This window comes from Pseudomonas gessardii (assembly GCF_001983165.1).
GTDB classification, from domain to species: domain Bacteria; phylum Pseudomonadota; class Gammaproteobacteria; order Pseudomonadales; family Pseudomonadaceae; genus Aquipseudomonas; species Aquipseudomonas gessardii.
In genome coordinates, this window is record NZ_MNPU01000018.1 from 1 (window position 1) to 15,452 (window position 15,452).

Here is a 15,452-nt window from a genome sequence, read left to right on the forward strand (position 1 = left end):
TTGGATTGAGCTTGGTAACTTCTTGAAGATCGTTTTGGAGGGGCATGAAACGAACTCATAAAAACAGAGCCCGTTTCTATTATTGCTTGGCGGAGAAGTCAATTTCTTAACTGACTGGCATTAGGGCAAGCCCGCTCCCACCGTTGACCTGCGGCGCTGTTAAATCCTCAGTTCCACCTCACCCAGCCGCCCACCATGAGGCCCAAAACTGCGCTCGACCATATGCCGCATGCCATCGGCATGCACAATCAGCGCGGTACTCGCCCGCGTCCCGTAACTGGGGCTGGCGATAAACACACTCGACAATAAACTCTCCGTGGCCAACCCCACCCCGGTATCCGGCAGTTCGGCAAAGGGCGCGGTCTGCGGGTCGTTCAAAATACCCAGCAAGGCTTCCGGTTGCGGATCATCCAGCACGTGGGCCAGTGCCGCCTTGGCCTTGAGCAGTTTCGGCCATGGCGTGTCCAGCCCGGCATTGGATAAGCCATAGATCCCGGCCGTCAGTTGGGTAGGCGTCGACTCATGGGCGTTGTAGTGCCATAGCTCTTGAGGCGTGCCAATCAGCAGGTTGAAGCCGGCATATTCAATGGATCTGCCGTTAACATCGGCTAAATAGTCGCTAACCGGCAGCGAACCGTTGAGAAAGCGTGCCACCAACTCGCCCCGGGACTTGCGCGCCGGTGGCTGGTGCGGGTCACGGATATTGGTCAGCGCGGCAAACCGTCCGTCGGCGCCGATCCCCAGCCAGGTGCCTCCGGCTTCCTGGTCGCGGCCGGCATACACCTGCGGTGCATCCAGCCACTGGGCCAGGGGCAGGCTGGGCCGGGCGTAGAATTCGTCACGGTTGGCCGCGACGATCAGCGGCTGGGCATGGCCCGGCCGCCAGGCGAAAACAATCAGGCACATAAGGCGATCCCTTTGTGTTTTGCCCACTCTACCCATAGAACCGCCGGCTATCCATCGTATCGAAGTTGGGCCACAGGCCTCCCATCCGTTAACATGCCAGGCTGCTTGGCGTGGGGGGCGTACTTCTTCATTTGATCGAACTGCTGTAACGCAGGCTTAATCGCCCACCGGCATGGTCCGTGCGCAATAACCAATGATTTAACGAGGAGTCGCAATGCTGCCTTACCCGCAGATCGACCCGGTGGCCCTGGCCATCGGTCCGCTGAAAATCCACTGGTACGGGTTGATGTACCTGATCGGCATCGGCGGCGCCTGGCTGTTGGCTTCCCGACGCCTGAACCGCTTCGACCCGACCTGGACCAAGGAGAAGCTCTCCGACATGGTGTTCTGGATGTCGATGGGCGTGATCGTCGGCGGGCGCCTGGGCTACGTGCTGTTCTACGACCTGAGCGCGTACCTGGCCAACCCGACCCTGATCTTCGAGGTGTGGAAGGGCGGCATGGCGTTCCATGGCGGCTTTATCGGCGTGATGCTCGCGGCCTGGTGGTTTGGCCGGCGCAATGGCAAGTCATTCTTCCAGTTGATGGACTTCGTCGCACCGATGGTGCCGATTGGCCTGGGGGCCGGGCGTATCGGCAACTTTATCAACGCCGAATTGTGGGGCAAGCCGACCGACGTGCCGTGGGCCATGGTGTTCCCGCCGTTCAGCGACCCGGCGCAACTGCCGCGCCATCCGTCGCAGTTGTACCAGTTCGCCCTCGAAGGCGTGGCGCTGTTCCTGATTCTCTATATCTTCTCGCGTAAACCGCGCCCCACCATGGCGGTTTCGGGGATGTTCGCCCTGTTCTACGGGATCTTCCGCTTTATCGTCGAGTTCGTGCGGGTGCCGGATGCGCAACTGGGTTACCTGGCCTTTGGCTGGCTGACCATGGGGCAGGTGCTGAGCATTCCGATGATTCTCGCCGGCCTGGGCATGCTCTGGTGGGCTTACAACCGTCCGCAGGCGATCAAGAACACCGCGCTATAAATTTGAACGCCGGGGCCTTGGGGCCTCGGCTTCACCGATACAGGTAATGTCATGAAGCAATATCTCGAGCTGGTTTCCCACGTCATCAACAACGGCACCAAGCAGGCCAACCGCACGGGCGTGAACACCATCAGCTTCCCCGGTGCGATGTTGCGTTTTGACCTGCAGGAAGGTTTCCCGGCCATCACCACCCGCAAAATGGCCTTCAAATCGGCGATTGGCGAGATGTGTGGCTTTTTGCGTGGGGTGAATAACGCCGCCGAATTCCGCGCCCTGGGCTGCAAGGTCTGGGACCAGAATGCCAACGAAAACGCGCAGTGGCTGGCCAACCCGTTCCGCCAGGGCGAGGACGACCTGGGCGAGATCTACGGCGTGCAATGGCGCAAATGGCCGGCGTACAAGCAGATCCCGCTGAGCAACCAGGCGGCCATCGAGCAGACCCTGGCCCAGGGCTATCGCCAGATCGCCGAAGGTGAGGAAGACGGCCAGGCCTACGTGGTGCTGTACAAGGCCATCGACCAGATCCGCCAGTGTGTCGACACCATCATCAAGGATCCGGGCAGCCGGCGCATCCTGTTCCACGGCTGGAACTGCGCCCAGCTCGATGAAATGGCCTTGCCGCCGTGCCACCTGCTGTACCAGTTCCACCCGAATGTGCAGACCAAGGAAATCTCCCTGACCCTCTACATCCGTTCCAACGACCTGGGCCTGGGCACGCCGTTCAACCTCACCGAAGGCGCCGCGCTGCTGAGCCTGATCGGGCGCCTGACCGGCTACACGCCGCGCTGGTTCACCTATTTCATTGGTGATGCCCACGTCTACGAAAACCACCTGGACATGCTCAACGAACAGCTCAAGCGCGAGCCATTCGCCGCGCCGAAACTGGTGATCAGCGAGCGCGTGCCGGAGTTTGCCAAGACCGGGGTGTACCAGCCGGAGTGGCTGGAGCTGATCGAGCCGGGCGATTTCTCGCTGGAAGGCTATGAGCACCATGCGCCGATGACGGCGCCGATGGCGGTCTGATCTAAACGCGGTCAAAAAATGTGGGAGCGGGCTTGCTCGCGATAGCGGGGTATCAGTCGACATCTTAATCGACTGGCCCACCGCTATCGCGAGCAAGCCCGCTCCCACATTTAGTTGGTGTTCACATGAGTTAGTGGCCGTGGCTTCTGCCCACATGGGAATGCTCCGCCTCACTGGCCGCCACACTCCCACTGACCTCCAGGCGCTGCAAGATCCCGCACTGCTCAATCTCCGGCCCTTCGCCACAACGCTGGCGCAGGTCGAGCAATTGCTTCTGCAAGGCCAACAACCCATCAATCCGCGCCTTGACGTGATGGATATGCTCGTCGATCAGTGCATTGACGCTTTCGCACTGGTCCTGGGGGCTGTCGCGCAGGCCCAGCAGGCTGCGGATCTCTTCCAGGGTCATGTCCAGGCTGCGGCAGTTGCGGATAAACGTCAGGCGCTCGGTGTGGGCCTGGGTGTACAGGCGGTAGTTGCCCTCGCTGCGAGCCGGCGGCGGCAGCAGGCCTTCCTTCTCGTAATAACGGATGGTTTCCACCGGGCATTCGGTCAGTTTTGCCAGTTCACCGATCTTCATCGCAGCAATCTCCAAAAGGGGGCTTGACCCTATAGTGGCTACAGGGTCTTTACTTGGCAACAGGCACCTCTATGGACGCGACACAATGAGCGATTCCCTGCGCACCCCACACAAGCACGACCACAGCCACGATCACGACCACGGTCATGATCATGACCATAGCCATCACGACCACAGCCATGATCATAGCCACCATGATCACGCGCAAAAGCTTGCGCCTGTGAAAAAGCATGATCACGGCGGCGATTCCTGCTGCTCCGGCGCGGCGGCCCCGTCGTTGGTGACGTTGACGCAAGCCACCAGCGCCAACGCGCGCCTGAGCACTTTCCGCATCGAAGCCATGGACTGCCCCACCGAGCAGACGCTGATCCAGAACAAACTGGGCAAGATGGCCGGTGTGCAGCAACTGGAATTCAACCTGATCAACCGCATCCTCGGTGTCACCCACGACCTGCCGAGCACCGCACCGATCGTCGAGGCCATCAAGTCCCTGGGCATGCAGGCCGATCCGATCGAAGAGGGCGTGCCGGCCGCCGCACCACCGGCCAAGAAGCATTGGTGGCCGCTGGCCCTGTCTGGCTTTTGCGCCCTGGCGGCGGAGGTGATCCATTTCACCGACGCGGCCCCGACCTGGGTGGTGGCGCTGGTGGCGCTGGTGTCGATCCTCAGTGGCGGCCTCACCACCTACAAAAAGGGCTGGATTGCCCTGAAAAACCTCAACCTGAACATCAACGCGCTGATGAGCATCGCCGTGACCGGTGCGATCCTGATCGGCCAGTGGCCGGAAGCGGCGATGGTGATGTTCCTGTTTACCGTGGCCGAGTTGATCGAGGCCAAGTCCCTGGACCGTGCGCGCAATGCCATCAGTGGCTTGATGCAGATGACCCCGGAACGGGCCACGGTGCGCCAGGCTGACGGTAGCTGGGTCGAACAGGAGGTCAAGAACATTGAGTTGGGTGCGATCGTGCGGGTACGCCCCGGCGAGCGTATTGGCCTGGACGGCGAAGTCAGCGCCGGCCAGTCCACCATCGACCAGGCGCCAATCACCGGCGAAAGCCTGCCGATCGAGAAAACCGTGGGCGATAAAGTCTTCGCCGGCACCATCAACCAGGCCGGTTCCCTGGAATACCGGGTGACCGCTGCCGCCAACAACTCCACCCTGGCGCGCATCATCCATGCCGTGGAACAGGCCCAGGGCTCGCGGGCACCGACCCAGCGCTTTGTGGACAGCTTCTCGAAAATCTATACCCCGGTGATATTCCTGTTTGCCCTGGCCGTGGCCGTGATCCCGCCGCTGTTCATGGGGGGCGTGTGGTTCGACTGGATCTATCGTGCCCTGGTGCTGTTGGTGGTCGCCTGCCCTTGTGCCCTGGTGATTTCCACCCCGGTCACCATCGTCAGCGGCCTGGCGGCTGCCGCGCGCAAAGGTATCCTGATCAAGGGCGGCGTGTACCTGGAGGCCGGCTACAAGCTGGACTACCTGGCCCTGGACAAGACCGGCACTATCACCCATGGCAAGCCGGTGCAAACCGACTACCTGGCGTTGTTCCCCAACGTAGAAGACCACGCACCGGCCTTGGCCGCCAGCCTGGCCGCGCGTTCCGACCACCCGGTGTCGCTGGCGATCGCCAATGCTGCGGTGGATAAAAACCTGCCGCTGCGGGTTGTGGATAACTTCGAGGCCCTGGCTGGGCGCGGGGTACGCGGCGAGATCAACGGTGAGGTCTACCACTTGGGCAACCACCGCCTGGTGGAGGAGCTGGGCCTGTGCTCGCCGGCCCTTGAAGAAAAACTCTTCGCCCTGGAAAAACAAGGCAAGTCCGTGGTGTTGCTGCTCGACAAATCCGGCCCAATGGCGCTGTTTGCCGTGGCCGATACGGTCAAGGACAGCAGCCGCGAAGCCATCCAGCAGTTGCACGACCTGGGCATCAAGACCCTGATGCTCACCGGCGACAACGTTCACACCGCCCGGGCGATTGCTGCCCAAGTGGGCATCGACGAGGCCCAGGGCGATCTGTTGCCCACCGACAAGCTCAAGGCTATCGAGGACCTGTACGGGAAAAACCACCGGGTCGGCATGGTCGGCGACGGCATCAACGACGCCCCGGCCCTGGCCCGCGCCGAGATTGGTTTTGCCATGGCCGCCGCGGGCACCGACACGGCCATCGAGACCGCCGACGTGGCGCTGATGGACGATGATTTGCGCAAGATTCCGGCATTCATACGCTTGTCGCGTCAAACGTCGAGTATCCTCAAGCAAAACATCGGCCTGGCGTTGGTGATCAAGGCGATCTTCCTGGTCGTCACCTTCATGGGCATGGCCACCATGTGGATGGCGGTGTTTGCCGATATGGGCGTGAGCTTGCTGGTGGTGTTCAATGGTCTGCGCCTGTTGCGCAAATAGTCGATGAGAGGGTGGTGTGCTGAGTGCCGAGCTGAAGGCGTTTTACATGGTCGCCCGCCTGGGCAGCATTACCCAGGCGGCGAAAAAGCTCGGCCTGAGCCAACCCACGGTGACCACCCAGATCCGCCATCTGGAAAGCCAGTACGCAGTTGAGCTGTTCTATCGCGGTGGCCGCCGCCTCACCGTCAGCGACGAAGGGGCGCGGCTGCTGCCGATGGTCAAGGCGTTGTTGCAACAGGAAGCGGATATTGAGTTTTTCCTGCGCAACAGTGGCCAGCTCCAGGGCACGTTGCGGATCGCCGCGACTGCGCCGTATTACATCCTCGACCTGGTAAAAACCTTCCGCGAACGCCTGCCGCACGTCGAGGTGGCGGTGGAAATCGGCAACTCCCAGCAGGTCCTCGAAGCTCTGGATGATTACCGGGTGGACGTCGCCGCCTCCTCGCAGCTGCTGGAAGACCCGCGCCTGATCCGCCGGGTGCTGGGCAGCGACCCGCTGGTGCTGGCAGTGCATCGCAATCACCCGTTGGCCGTGCTGGAACATGTGCCGCTCAGTGCACTGGCGGGGCATACCCTGTTGATGCGCGAGGCAGGGTCCACCACCCGGCGCCTGACCGAAGAGATGCTTAAGGGCAGCGGTGTGCGTTATGGGCCGCTGCTGGAAATCGGCAGCCGCGAATCGATTCGCGAGGCGGTGCTGCGCAATATCGGCATCAGCATCATCGCCCGCCAGGAAGTGCCCCATGACCCGCAGCTGCGGGTGCTGACCATCGAGAACGCGCCGCAGATTCCTGAGTACCTGTACTGCCTCAAGGAGCGCAAAGGTGCGCGGTTGCCGGCGGCATTTCTGGGGTTGGCGCAGGAAATGTCGCCACTCTGAAAGATTTTGGGTGGTTTTGAAATCGCCATCGCCGGCAAGCCAGCTCCCACACTTGAAGGTATTCACAGCTCCAAATGTGGGAGCTGGCTTGCCTGCGATAGCGGTAGACCAAACACCCCAAGGCTATACCCCTACCCAAATCCACCAATACCACTATCACCCACTTTTGCCTTCCTGCCACACCAGGGACGCATTTGCTCCCTAGCATGGCCTTCATCCGTTCGATGAGGTGCCATCATGCACACAGCCCAGCTCAACCCCGGCGCGCCGATGAAGGTGCGTGGTATTCAGAAGCGCTTTGGCGCCTTTACTGCCCTGGACCATGTGTCCCTGGACGTCGCCGCCGGTGAACTGGTGTGCCTGCTCGGCCCCTCGGGTTGTGGCAAGACCACCTTGCTGCGCTGCATCGCCGGCCTGGAACGCCAGGACAGCGGCGAGTTGTACCTGGGGGATCGCGATGTTTCCCTACTGGCGCCCCAGGCGCGGGACTACGGCATTCTGTTCCAGTCCTACGCGCTGTTTCCCAACCTCAACGTCGAGGCCAATATCGGCTACGGCCTGAGCGGCAGCGGCCGCGATGAAGTGCGCAAGCGCGTGGCGCAAATGCTGGAGCTGGTGGGTCTGAGCGGCAGCGAAAAGAAATACCCCGGCCAACTGTCCGGCGGCCAGCAGCAACGGGTCGCCCTGGCCCGTGCCCTGGCGCCGGCCCCGTCGCTGTTGCTGCTGGACGAACCGATGTCAGCCCTCGATGCCCGGGTGCGCGAGCACCTGTGTACCGAACTGCGCCAACTGCAACGCCGCCTGGGCATCACCACCCTGATGGTCACCCACAACCAGGACGAGGCCATGCTGATGGCCGACCGCATCGCCGTGATGAACAACGGCAAGGTCGAGCAGTACGCCACCCCGCAAGAAATCTACGACCGCCCGGCCACACCGTTCGTGGCCGAATTTGTCGGCCAGGGCAACTGGCTGCCGTTCAGCCGCAACAGTGCCAGCCACGCCCAGGTCGGCGGGATGAACGTACGCCTGGCCGAAGACAGTGGTAAAGCGGCGTCGGGCCGCCTGTTCTGCCGCCCGGAAGCGATCAGCATCAACCCGCCGGCGCACGAGGAAAACCTGTTCCCGGCCAAGGTCCGCGAGATCACCTTCCTCGGCAACCGTTGCCGCATGAGTTTTGAGCTGAACCAGTTGCCCGGCCACCCGCTGCTGGCCGAACTGGCGCCGGAAGCCATGCCGCGCCTGGGCGCCCAGGATATCTGGGTGGCACTGCCGCCGCGCAGCCTGCAGGTGTTTGCCTGAGATGGCCGCGGATATGACCTTGCCGATACCCGGCCGCGTGGCCCGTCAGGTTTCCCGTGCGCAAATCGGCGACCGTATTTTTGTCCTGGGCGGCAAGTTGCTGCTGCTGTGCCTGTTGGGCATCGCCGTATTGCTGCCGTTGCTGGCGATCTTCTGGCGCGGCTTCAGCGCCGAAGACGGCCAGGGCGGCGGGCTGGTGGCGGCGCGTGAGTTGCTGACCAGCGCCAACTTCCACTGGCTGCTGGGCAATAGCCTGAAGGTTTCCCTGAGCGTTGCGATCATTGTCGTACCCCTGGCCTACCTGTTTGCCTACGCCCTGCAACGCACGCTGATCCCTGGCAAGCCCCTCTGGCGCGGCCTGTCGTTGCTGCCGCTGATGGCGCCGTCGATGCTGCCGGGCATCGCCCTGGTGTACCTGTTCGGCAACCAGGGTCTGTTGCGCGGCCTGCTGTCCGACAACATCTATGGCTTCTGGGGGATTGTCCTCGGTGAAGTGATCTACACCTTTCCCCATGCGCTGATGATCCTGCTGTCGGCGCTGTCCCTGGCGGATGCGCGGCTGTTCGACGCGGCGTCGAGCATGGGCGCCAGCCCGGCCCGGGCGTTTCGCAGCATCACTTGGCCGGCGACGCGCCAGGCCGTGTTCGCCGCGTTCTGCCTGGTGTTCACCCTGACCATCACCGACTTCGGCGTGCCGGTGGTGGTGGGCGGTGACTATCAAGTGCTGGCGCTGGAAGCCTACAAGGCCGTGGTCGGCCAGCAGCAGTTCGGTCGCGGGGCCTTGATCGGCATGGTGTTGCTGCTGCCGGCGCTGCTCAGTTTTGCGGTGGATACCTGGCTGCGCCGGCGCCATGGCGATGCCATGAGCGGCCGCGCCCAGGTGTTCCAGCCGGCGCCATCGCGCCTGCGGGATGGCTGCTACCTGGCGATTGTGCTGCTGATCTGCGCGGTGTTGCTGTTGGTGTTCGGCATGGCGGTGTATTCGTCGCTGGTGAAGTTCTGGCCGTACAACCTGTCGCTGTCGCTCAACCACTATCAGTTCGACGACACCGCCGGCGGCGGCTGGCTGGCCTATCGCAACAGCCTGACCATGGCGATCTGCACCGCCCTGATCGGCAGCGTGCTGATCTTTACCGGCGCTTACCTGATGGAAAAGACCAAGGGGCAGAAGGGCTTGAACCTGGCGCTGCGCATGCTCAGCTTTGTGCCGATGGCGGTGCCGGGCCTGGTGCTGGGCCTGGGCTACGTGTTCTTTTTCAACCTCAACGGCAACCCGCTGCATGTGCTCTACGGCACCATGACACTGCTGGTGGTGTGCACCATTGCGCACTACTTGACCACTGCGCAGATGACCGCCACCACCGCCCTGCGCCAACTCGACGCCGAGTTCGAGGCCGCCGCGCTGTCGCTCAAGGCGCCGCTGTACCGCCACTTTTTGCGGGTGACGGTGCCGATCTGCCTGCCGGCGCTGTTGGATATCCTGCGCTACCTATTTGTCTCGGCGATGACCACCGTATCGGCCGCGATCTTCCTCTACAGCCCCGACACCATCCTGGCGGCGGTGGCAGTGCTGAATATGGACGATGCCGGCAACGTGGGCGGCGCGGCGGCCATGTCGACCCTGATTCTGTTCACGTCAGCCGGCGTCTCGCTGCTGCTGGCGTGGGCCTCACGCGGCTTGTTGCGCCGCTCCCAGGCCTGGCGCCAAACCGCGCCTGGTCAATAACTCTGCCCCACACAAGGACACGCACCATGTTCAAGCCCCTGGCCCTCGCCGCTGCTGTGCTTACCGCGTTCAGCCTCAATGCCTTTGCTGCCAAGACCGAGTTGACCGTGTACACGGCCCTTGAGGCCGAGCAGTTGAAGACCTACAAAAAAGCCTTCGAGGCGGCCAACCCGGACGTCGAGATCAAGTGGGTGCGCGATTCCACCGGGATCATCACGGCCAAGCTGCTGGCGGAAAAAGCCCGCCCGCAAGCCGATGCCGTGTGGGGCCTGGCGGCGTCCAGCCTGGCGATCCTCGATCAGCAGGGCATGCTGCAAAGCTACGCGCCCAAGGATCTGGACAAGATCGGCAAGAACTACCGCGACGCCGCCAATCCACCGGCCTGGGTCGGCATGGACGTGTGGGCCGCGACCATCTGCTTCAACACCGTCGAAGCCGAGAAACAGGGCCTGAGCAAGCCGATCAGTTGGCAGGACCTGACCAAGCCCGAGTACAAGGGCAAGATCGTCATGCCGAACCCGGCGTCATCCGGCACCGGCTTTCTTGACGTCAGCGCCTGGTTGCAGACCTTCGGCGAGAAGCAGGGCTGGCAGTACATGGATGACCTGCACCAGAACATCGGCCAGTACGTGCACTCCGGTTCCAAGCCGTGCAAGTTGGCGGCGTCCGGGGAGTTCCCGATCGGTATCTCCTTTGAATACCCGGCGGTGCAGTTGAAGCGCCAGGGCGCGCCACTGGATATCGTATTGCCCAAGGAAGGCCTGGGCTGGGATATCGAAGCCACGGCGCTGATCAAGGGCACGGCGCACCAGGACGCGGCGCAGAAACTCGCCGACTTCTCTGCCAGCCCCGCCGCGATGGAGTTGTACAAGGAGAATTTCGCGGTGCTGGCCCAGCCGGGCATTGCCAAGCCGCAGACCGAATTGCCGGCGGACTATGAGCAGCGCCTGATCAAAAACGACTTTGCCTGGGCCTCGAAGAACCGCGACAGCATCCTGGCTGAGTGGCGCAAGCGCTATGACGGCAAGTCGGAGAAAGTGGCAGGTCAATAATATTCGTTGGGGCTGATGGCCTCATCGCCGGCAAGCCAGCGCCCACATGTTGATCTGTGAATACATTCAAATGTGGGAGCTGGCTTGCCGGCGATAGCGGCCTCAAATTCAGGACATCACTTAAATGACACACCACAGCGACCTGCTGATCATCGGCGCCGGCATCCTCGGCCTGTCCCACGCCTACGCCGCCGCCAAACGCGGCCTCAGGGTCAAGGTGTTCGAGCGCACCGCCACGCCCCTGGGCGCCTCGGTGCGTAACTTCGGCCAGGCCCTGGTCACCGGCCAACCGCCCGGGCAGATGCTCGACCTGGCCCGGCAAAGCCGTGAGATCTGGGGCCAATGGGCACAACTGGCAAACCTGCAACTCAAGCGCAATGGCTCCTACCTGTTTGCCCGCACCGAAGCCGAAGAACACCTGCTGCAAGCGTTTTGCGCCGGTCGCGCCGAGGAATACGGCTACCGCGTCAACCTATTGCAAGGCGCCGCGCTGCATGATCTGTATGGCGGCCAGTTTCGCCATCATCGCGCCGCGCTGCATGGCCTGGACGATCAGCAACTGTATTCACGCCAAGCACTCCCCGCACTGATCAACTACCTGCACCGCGAACTCAAGGTGGAGTTCCACTTCTCCACCCTGGTACGTGATATCGAGCCCGGCCAATTGCACAGCACCGCTGGCAGCTTTCGTGGCAAGCAGATCATCGTGTGCTCCGGCCACGACTACCAGACCCTGCTGGCCGAGCAGATCGCCGAACTCCAGCCGCAAATCTGCCAACTGCAAATGCTCCGTGCCCGGCCCAAGGTCGACTTGAACCTGCAACACGCGCTGCTGACCGGCCTGAGTTGCGTACACTACGGCGCCTTTGCCGACTTGCCGGAAGCGGCCCCCGTGCAGGCGCAGATCCTGCGCGACACGCCGCACCTGCATGAGCATGGCATCCACCTGTTGATCAGCCCGACGCCCCATGGCGAGTTGATCATCGGCGATTCCCACCATTACGGCAGCGATCCATCGCCGTTCAATGCCGAACAGGTGGACAACTGGATGATCGAACTGGCAGAACAGACCCTGGGCTGCCCGATCCAAGTCGTGGAGCGCTGGCAAGGCGTCTATGGTGCCCGTGGGCCGGCGCCGTTTTCGTTCCTGCGCGCCGCCGAGGGGGTCAGCGTGGCCTTGATGCACACTGGCGTGGGCATGAGCGTGGGGCCGGCGCTGGCCGAACGCGCTATCACTGAACTGTGGGGGGAGGCGTGATGAACGCTGAGCAGGTAGTCGCCGAAGTCTTCGGCCTGTACGAACAGCATGGTGCCGCCGATTACATTGGCGAGCCGGTGTCGCAGATCGAGCATATGTCCCAGGCCGCGCAACTGGCCATGGCCGAGGGCTTCGACGACGAAGTGGTGCTGGCGGCGTTCTTCCATGATATCGGGCATCTTTGCGGCCAGGGTGGCGCGAATATGGGCGGCTACGGCGTGGTCAGCCACGAACGCCTGGGCGCCGATTACTTGCGGCGTGCCGGGTTCAGCGAGCGCCTGGCGAAACTGGTGGAGTACCACGTACAGGCCAAGCGCTACCTGACCTTCAGCCAGCCGGACTATTACGCACGCTTGAGCGAGGCCAGCCGCCGCACCCTGGGCTACCAGGGCGGGGTGATGACGGCCGACGAGGCCCGTGCGTTCGAGCAGGACCCGCTGTGTGCGCTAAGCCTGCGCATGCGCCACTGGGATGAACAGGCCAAGGCAATGCACGTGCCGCTGCTCGACCTTGAGGTGTTAAAGGCCAAGGCCCGGCACTTGCTGGCGGCTTAGGCCTCGTCCAGGCGCTGGGCCAGGGCTTGGATCTGTTCCTGGCGCTCGGCCTGGCTCAACCTTGGGTGAGGGTTGAGGGACGACCATTGCGGATGGGCGCGCGCCTTGTGCAGGGCGTCGGGCAGCTTGCCTTCGCGCCAGCTCTTGTCTTGTGGGGTGTCGACCTTGATGCTGTGCAGCGCCGCATGCCCGCGCAGGTTCAGGGCCTTGAGCAACTGGCGCTGGCGCAGGGCCAACAGGCGCAACACGCTGTCATCCACGGTCAGCTCGCGCTGGCCCTTGATCTTGCCCAGCAAACGGCTGCCGTAGCTGCGTGCGGTTTGCAGCGCGCCGCCGGCAATCGCCCCAGCCAGGGCGGCGGCGCCCAGGGTCAGGCCGCCGACCAGCAAGTCCACACCCGCCCCGGCGGCGGCCCCCGCGGCAATCCCGCCGCCGACCCGCACCCCCAGTTGCTTGAGGGTTTCGGGGTTGAACAAGTCATCGCCCCAACGCCCGTCCAGCAACGGCAGGTCGCTGGCGGCGGCGTCTTGCGGGCGGAAGCCGTAGAGTTTGAGCAGGGCCTCGACGCAACGTTGTTCGCGCTGGCGCACGGCCTTGCGCAGATCGCTGATGGCTTGCTGTTCATCCTCGGTGACCACGCTGCGCCGGCACGCGGCGCAATCGATCAGCAGCTCGGCGATCAGGCGTGCGGCGCTTTGCTGGCGCGCCTGGCGCTGGGCCTGCTGGTCGAGGATCAGCCGTTCCAGCTGTGGTCGTGCGCTTTCCAGCAACAGGGCCAGGCTTTCATACAACCGCCGCTCGCCATCTTCGGGGGGCGCCACGCTGTCAAAGCGCACCAGCGCATGCAGGCCCAGGCGGGCCAGGGCTTCGCGCCAGTCCGGCTCGCGGTGGTCGCTGCTGCTGACAAAGTTGAGCACCGGCAGCAGCGGCTTGCCACAACTGGCCAGCACTTGCAGCTCGTCGCGGTATTTGGCCAGTACCGGCTCCCGCGCATCGATCACGTACAGGCCGGCGTCGGACGCCAATAACTGGCGCAGCACCTTGGCCTCCTGTTCAAAGCGCTGGCGGGCTTCGCTGCCTTCGAGGAAACGGGCGAGGCGGGCCGGGCCGTCGAGGCGTTCGCCGGGGCGGTCCAGGTGTTCGAGGTAGTCGAGCAGGGCGATGGCATCTTCCAGGCCCGGCGTGTCGTACAGCTCCAGCAAGGCCTCGCCGTCGACTGACAGGCGCGCGCCTTCGACATGCCGGGTGGTGCTGGGGCGGTGGGACACCTCGCCAAAGCCCACGTCCCGGGTCAGGGTGCGCAGCAGCGAGGTCTTGCCGACGTTGGTGTGGCCGACCACCGCCAGTTTCAGGGGTTTAGTCATGACCCGTCTCCAGCCAGGTGAGCGGCGCGCAATCGGCGAAGGGGAGATCCAGTTGCTGCAAGGCCGTGTGCCAATCGCCGAGGCGCTCGGCATCCAGTGCCTGGCCGGGCGGTGCTTGCAGCAGCCAGACCCGGGTAGCGCTGGCGCTGCGGGCCAGTTCGCCGATCAGCGCCAGGCTGCCGCGATCCGGCGAGCGGCGTGGGTCACAGGCGATCAGCAGGCGCGCGGGCGGGAAGCGGGTCAGTTGCTCCAGCAGTGTGTGGCGCGATTCGCGGCTGTCGAGGATGCCGGCGTCCCTGACCGTGGCCGGCAACTTGGGCGGCCAGGGGCGCTGGTCGTCCAGTTCGATGGCCACCAGCAGGGCGCCATCGCTGTGCAGTTCGCTGGCGCCGCCGCTGACGTGGTGCAACTGCTCAGGCGCGGCATCGTTGACGCCCAGGCGTTCGCTGCTGGGCATCAAGGCTTCGCGCAAGTGGGCGTAGCCGGGCAGGTTGAGGTCCAGGGCCAAGGCAGCGCGCCCGCGCTTCCAGCGCCATAGGGACAGCACCGCGAGGATCAGCCGGGGCAGCAGGCCATAGACCAGCAACACCCCCACCAACCACGCAGCCCAGGCCTGGCGGGCGCTTTCGAGAGTCAGCGCCGAGTCGCCGCTGGCGCGGATCATCTCCACGGTCGGTACGCTAAAACCCAGCAGCGCAGGCAGGCTGCCCAGGGCCTGAGTCACGCTGACAAAGGTGTCGGCGCCGAGAAGGGTGGTTTCCCAGACAAACCCGTAGCGCCGGGTGGCCATCAAGATCAGCAGGATCACCAGCGCGCTGCACAGCGCCAGCAGCCACAGGCCATTGACCAGCACGCCCACCGCCCAGCGGTTGAGCTTCTGGCGTTGCAGCAGCAACAACAGCGCCGGCGCCAGTTGTGCGGCCTTGGCATCTCGGGCAAGTTTTTCGCTGAGCCACAACCACAGGCGGCCCAAGCTGGCGCTGTGTTCTCCGGCAAACAACAGGCCCAGGGCCCAGCTCAGCAGCAGGATCAGGTTCAAGCCCAGTAGGCTGCCCAGGGCCCAGAACACATTGACCGGGGCCAGGCCGTTGCCCAGGGCGGCGAAGGCCAGGCCAGCGCCGCTGACGATGGCCAGCACCATCAGCACGATCAGCGCCAGGCGTGCGCCTTGCAGCCAGTGGAGCAGGGCGGCGCGCAGGCCGTCACGCTCGGCCAGCCACAACGCGCGGTTTTGAATGCGCGTCGGCAGGTCGCCGCCGTTGCTGCGGGCCAGTCGATTGGCTTCCTGGTCTTCCAGGGGGCCGGCGTGTTCTTCACGCAGGCGCACGGTTTCCGTCAGCCAGAGTGTGTGCAGGGGAGTCAGAGCAGTCACGCGC

The 15,452-nt window shown here is 63.8% G+C and carries 13 protein-coding genes; 9 read left to right on the forward strand and 4 right to left on the reverse strand.

The window, feature by feature from the left end; genetic code table 11:
* Positions 1–159: 159 nt before the first annotated feature.
* Positions 160–906: an NRDE family protein gene (locus tag BLL38_RS14235; protein ID WP_076963121.1), complete on the reverse strand. Its 747-nt coding sequence runs from the start codon at positions 904–906 to the stop codon at positions 160–162.
* A 214-nt stretch (positions 907–1,120) separates the two neighbouring features.
* On the opposite strand from BLL38_RS14235, the gene lgt reads away from it, so the two are divergent.
* Complete coding sequence (lgt, locus tag BLL38_RS14240) at positions 1,121–1,933, forward strand: prolipoprotein diacylglyceryl transferase (protein ID WP_032858860.1); 813 nt, start codon at positions 1,121–1,123, stop codon at positions 1,931–1,933.
* Positions 1,934–1,984: 51 nt separating this feature from the next.
* Positions 1,985–2,956, forward strand: a complete 972-nt coding sequence (locus BLL38_RS14245) for a thymidylate synthase (protein ID WP_076963122.1) — start codon at positions 1,985–1,987, stop codon at positions 2,954–2,956.
* 130 nt (positions 2,957–3,086) lie between these two features.
* Here BLL38_RS14245 and cadR read toward each other — a convergent pair whose 3' ends face one another.
* Positions 3,087–3,536 carry a Cd(II)/Pb(II)-responsive transcriptional regulator gene (gene cadR / locus BLL38_RS14250; protein WP_076963123.1) on the reverse strand — a complete coding sequence of 150 codons (450 nt, stop codon included), beginning with the start codon at positions 3,534–3,536 and terminating at the stop codon, positions 3,087–3,089.
* Between the two features lie 85 nt (positions 3,537–3,621).
* Here cadR and BLL38_RS14255 point away from each other — a divergent pair, with 85 nt between their 5' ends.
* From BLL38_RS14255 to BLL38_RS14285, 7 genes are all read left to right on the forward strand, one after another.
* Positions 3,622–5,940 (forward strand): heavy metal translocating P-type ATPase, encoded by a 2,319-nt coding sequence (locus BLL38_RS14255; RefSeq protein ID WP_076963124.1) that lies wholly within the window; start codon positions 3,622–3,624, stop codon positions 5,938–5,940.
* A 16-nt stretch (positions 5,941–5,956) separates the two neighbouring features.
* The gene (locus tag BLL38_RS14260; protein ID WP_076963125.1) at positions 5,957–6,820 is read left to right on the forward strand and encodes a LysR family transcriptional regulator; all 864 of its coding nucleotides are present in this window, start codon (positions 5,957–5,959) and stop codon (positions 6,818–6,820) included.
* 237 nt (positions 6,821–7,057) lie between these two features.
* Positions 7,058–8,122, forward strand: coding sequence for a putative 2-aminoethylphosphonate ABC transporter ATP-binding protein (locus BLL38_RS14265; protein ID WP_076963126.1), 1,065 nt, complete (start codon positions 7,058–7,060; stop codon positions 8,120–8,122).
* 1 nt (position 8,123) lies between these two features.
* Positions 8,124–9,848: a putative 2-aminoethylphosphonate ABC transporter permease subunit gene (locus tag BLL38_RS14270; protein ID WP_076963127.1), complete on the forward strand. Its 1,725-nt coding sequence runs from the start codon at positions 8,124–8,126 to the stop codon at positions 9,846–9,848.
* Positions 9,849–9,874: 26 nt separating this feature from the next.
* On the forward strand, positions 9,875–10,900 hold the full coding sequence (locus BLL38_RS14275; RefSeq protein WP_076963128.1) for a putative 2-aminoethylphosphonate ABC transporter substrate-binding protein: 1,026 nt from the start codon (positions 9,875–9,877) through the stop codon (positions 10,898–10,900).
* A gap of 124 nt (positions 10,901–11,024) precedes the next feature.
* On the forward strand, positions 11,025–12,158 hold the full coding sequence (locus BLL38_RS14280) for a TIGR03364 family FAD-dependent oxidoreductase (RefSeq protein WP_076963129.1): 1,134 nt from the start codon (positions 11,025–11,027) through the stop codon (positions 12,156–12,158).
* Positions 12,158–12,712: a phosphonate degradation HD-domain oxygenase gene (locus BLL38_RS14285; protein ID WP_076963130.1), complete on the forward strand. Its 555-nt coding sequence runs from the start codon at positions 12,158–12,160 to the stop codon at positions 12,710–12,712. Before BLL38_RS14280 ends, BLL38_RS14285 begins: the two co-directional genes overlap by 1 nt.
* Here BLL38_RS14285 and BLL38_RS14290 read toward each other — a convergent pair.
* Both BLL38_RS14290 and BLL38_RS14295 read right to left on the reverse strand, forming a co-directional pair.
* The gene (locus tag BLL38_RS14290) at positions 12,709–14,076 is read right to left on the reverse strand and encodes a DUF3482 domain-containing protein (RefSeq protein WP_076963131.1); all 1,368 of its coding nucleotides are present in this window, start codon (positions 14,074–14,076) and stop codon (positions 12,709–12,711) included. The two genes, BLL38_RS14285 and BLL38_RS14290, sit on opposite strands and share 4 nt — an antisense overlap.
* The gene (locus BLL38_RS14295; protein ID WP_076963132.1) at positions 14,069–15,448 is read right to left on the reverse strand and encodes a DUF2868 domain-containing protein; all 1,380 of its coding nucleotides are present in this window, start codon (positions 15,446–15,448) and stop codon (positions 14,069–14,071) included. The genes BLL38_RS14290 and BLL38_RS14295 overlap by 8 nt, the downstream gene beginning before the upstream one ends.
* Positions 15,449–15,452 lie beyond the last annotated feature (4 nt).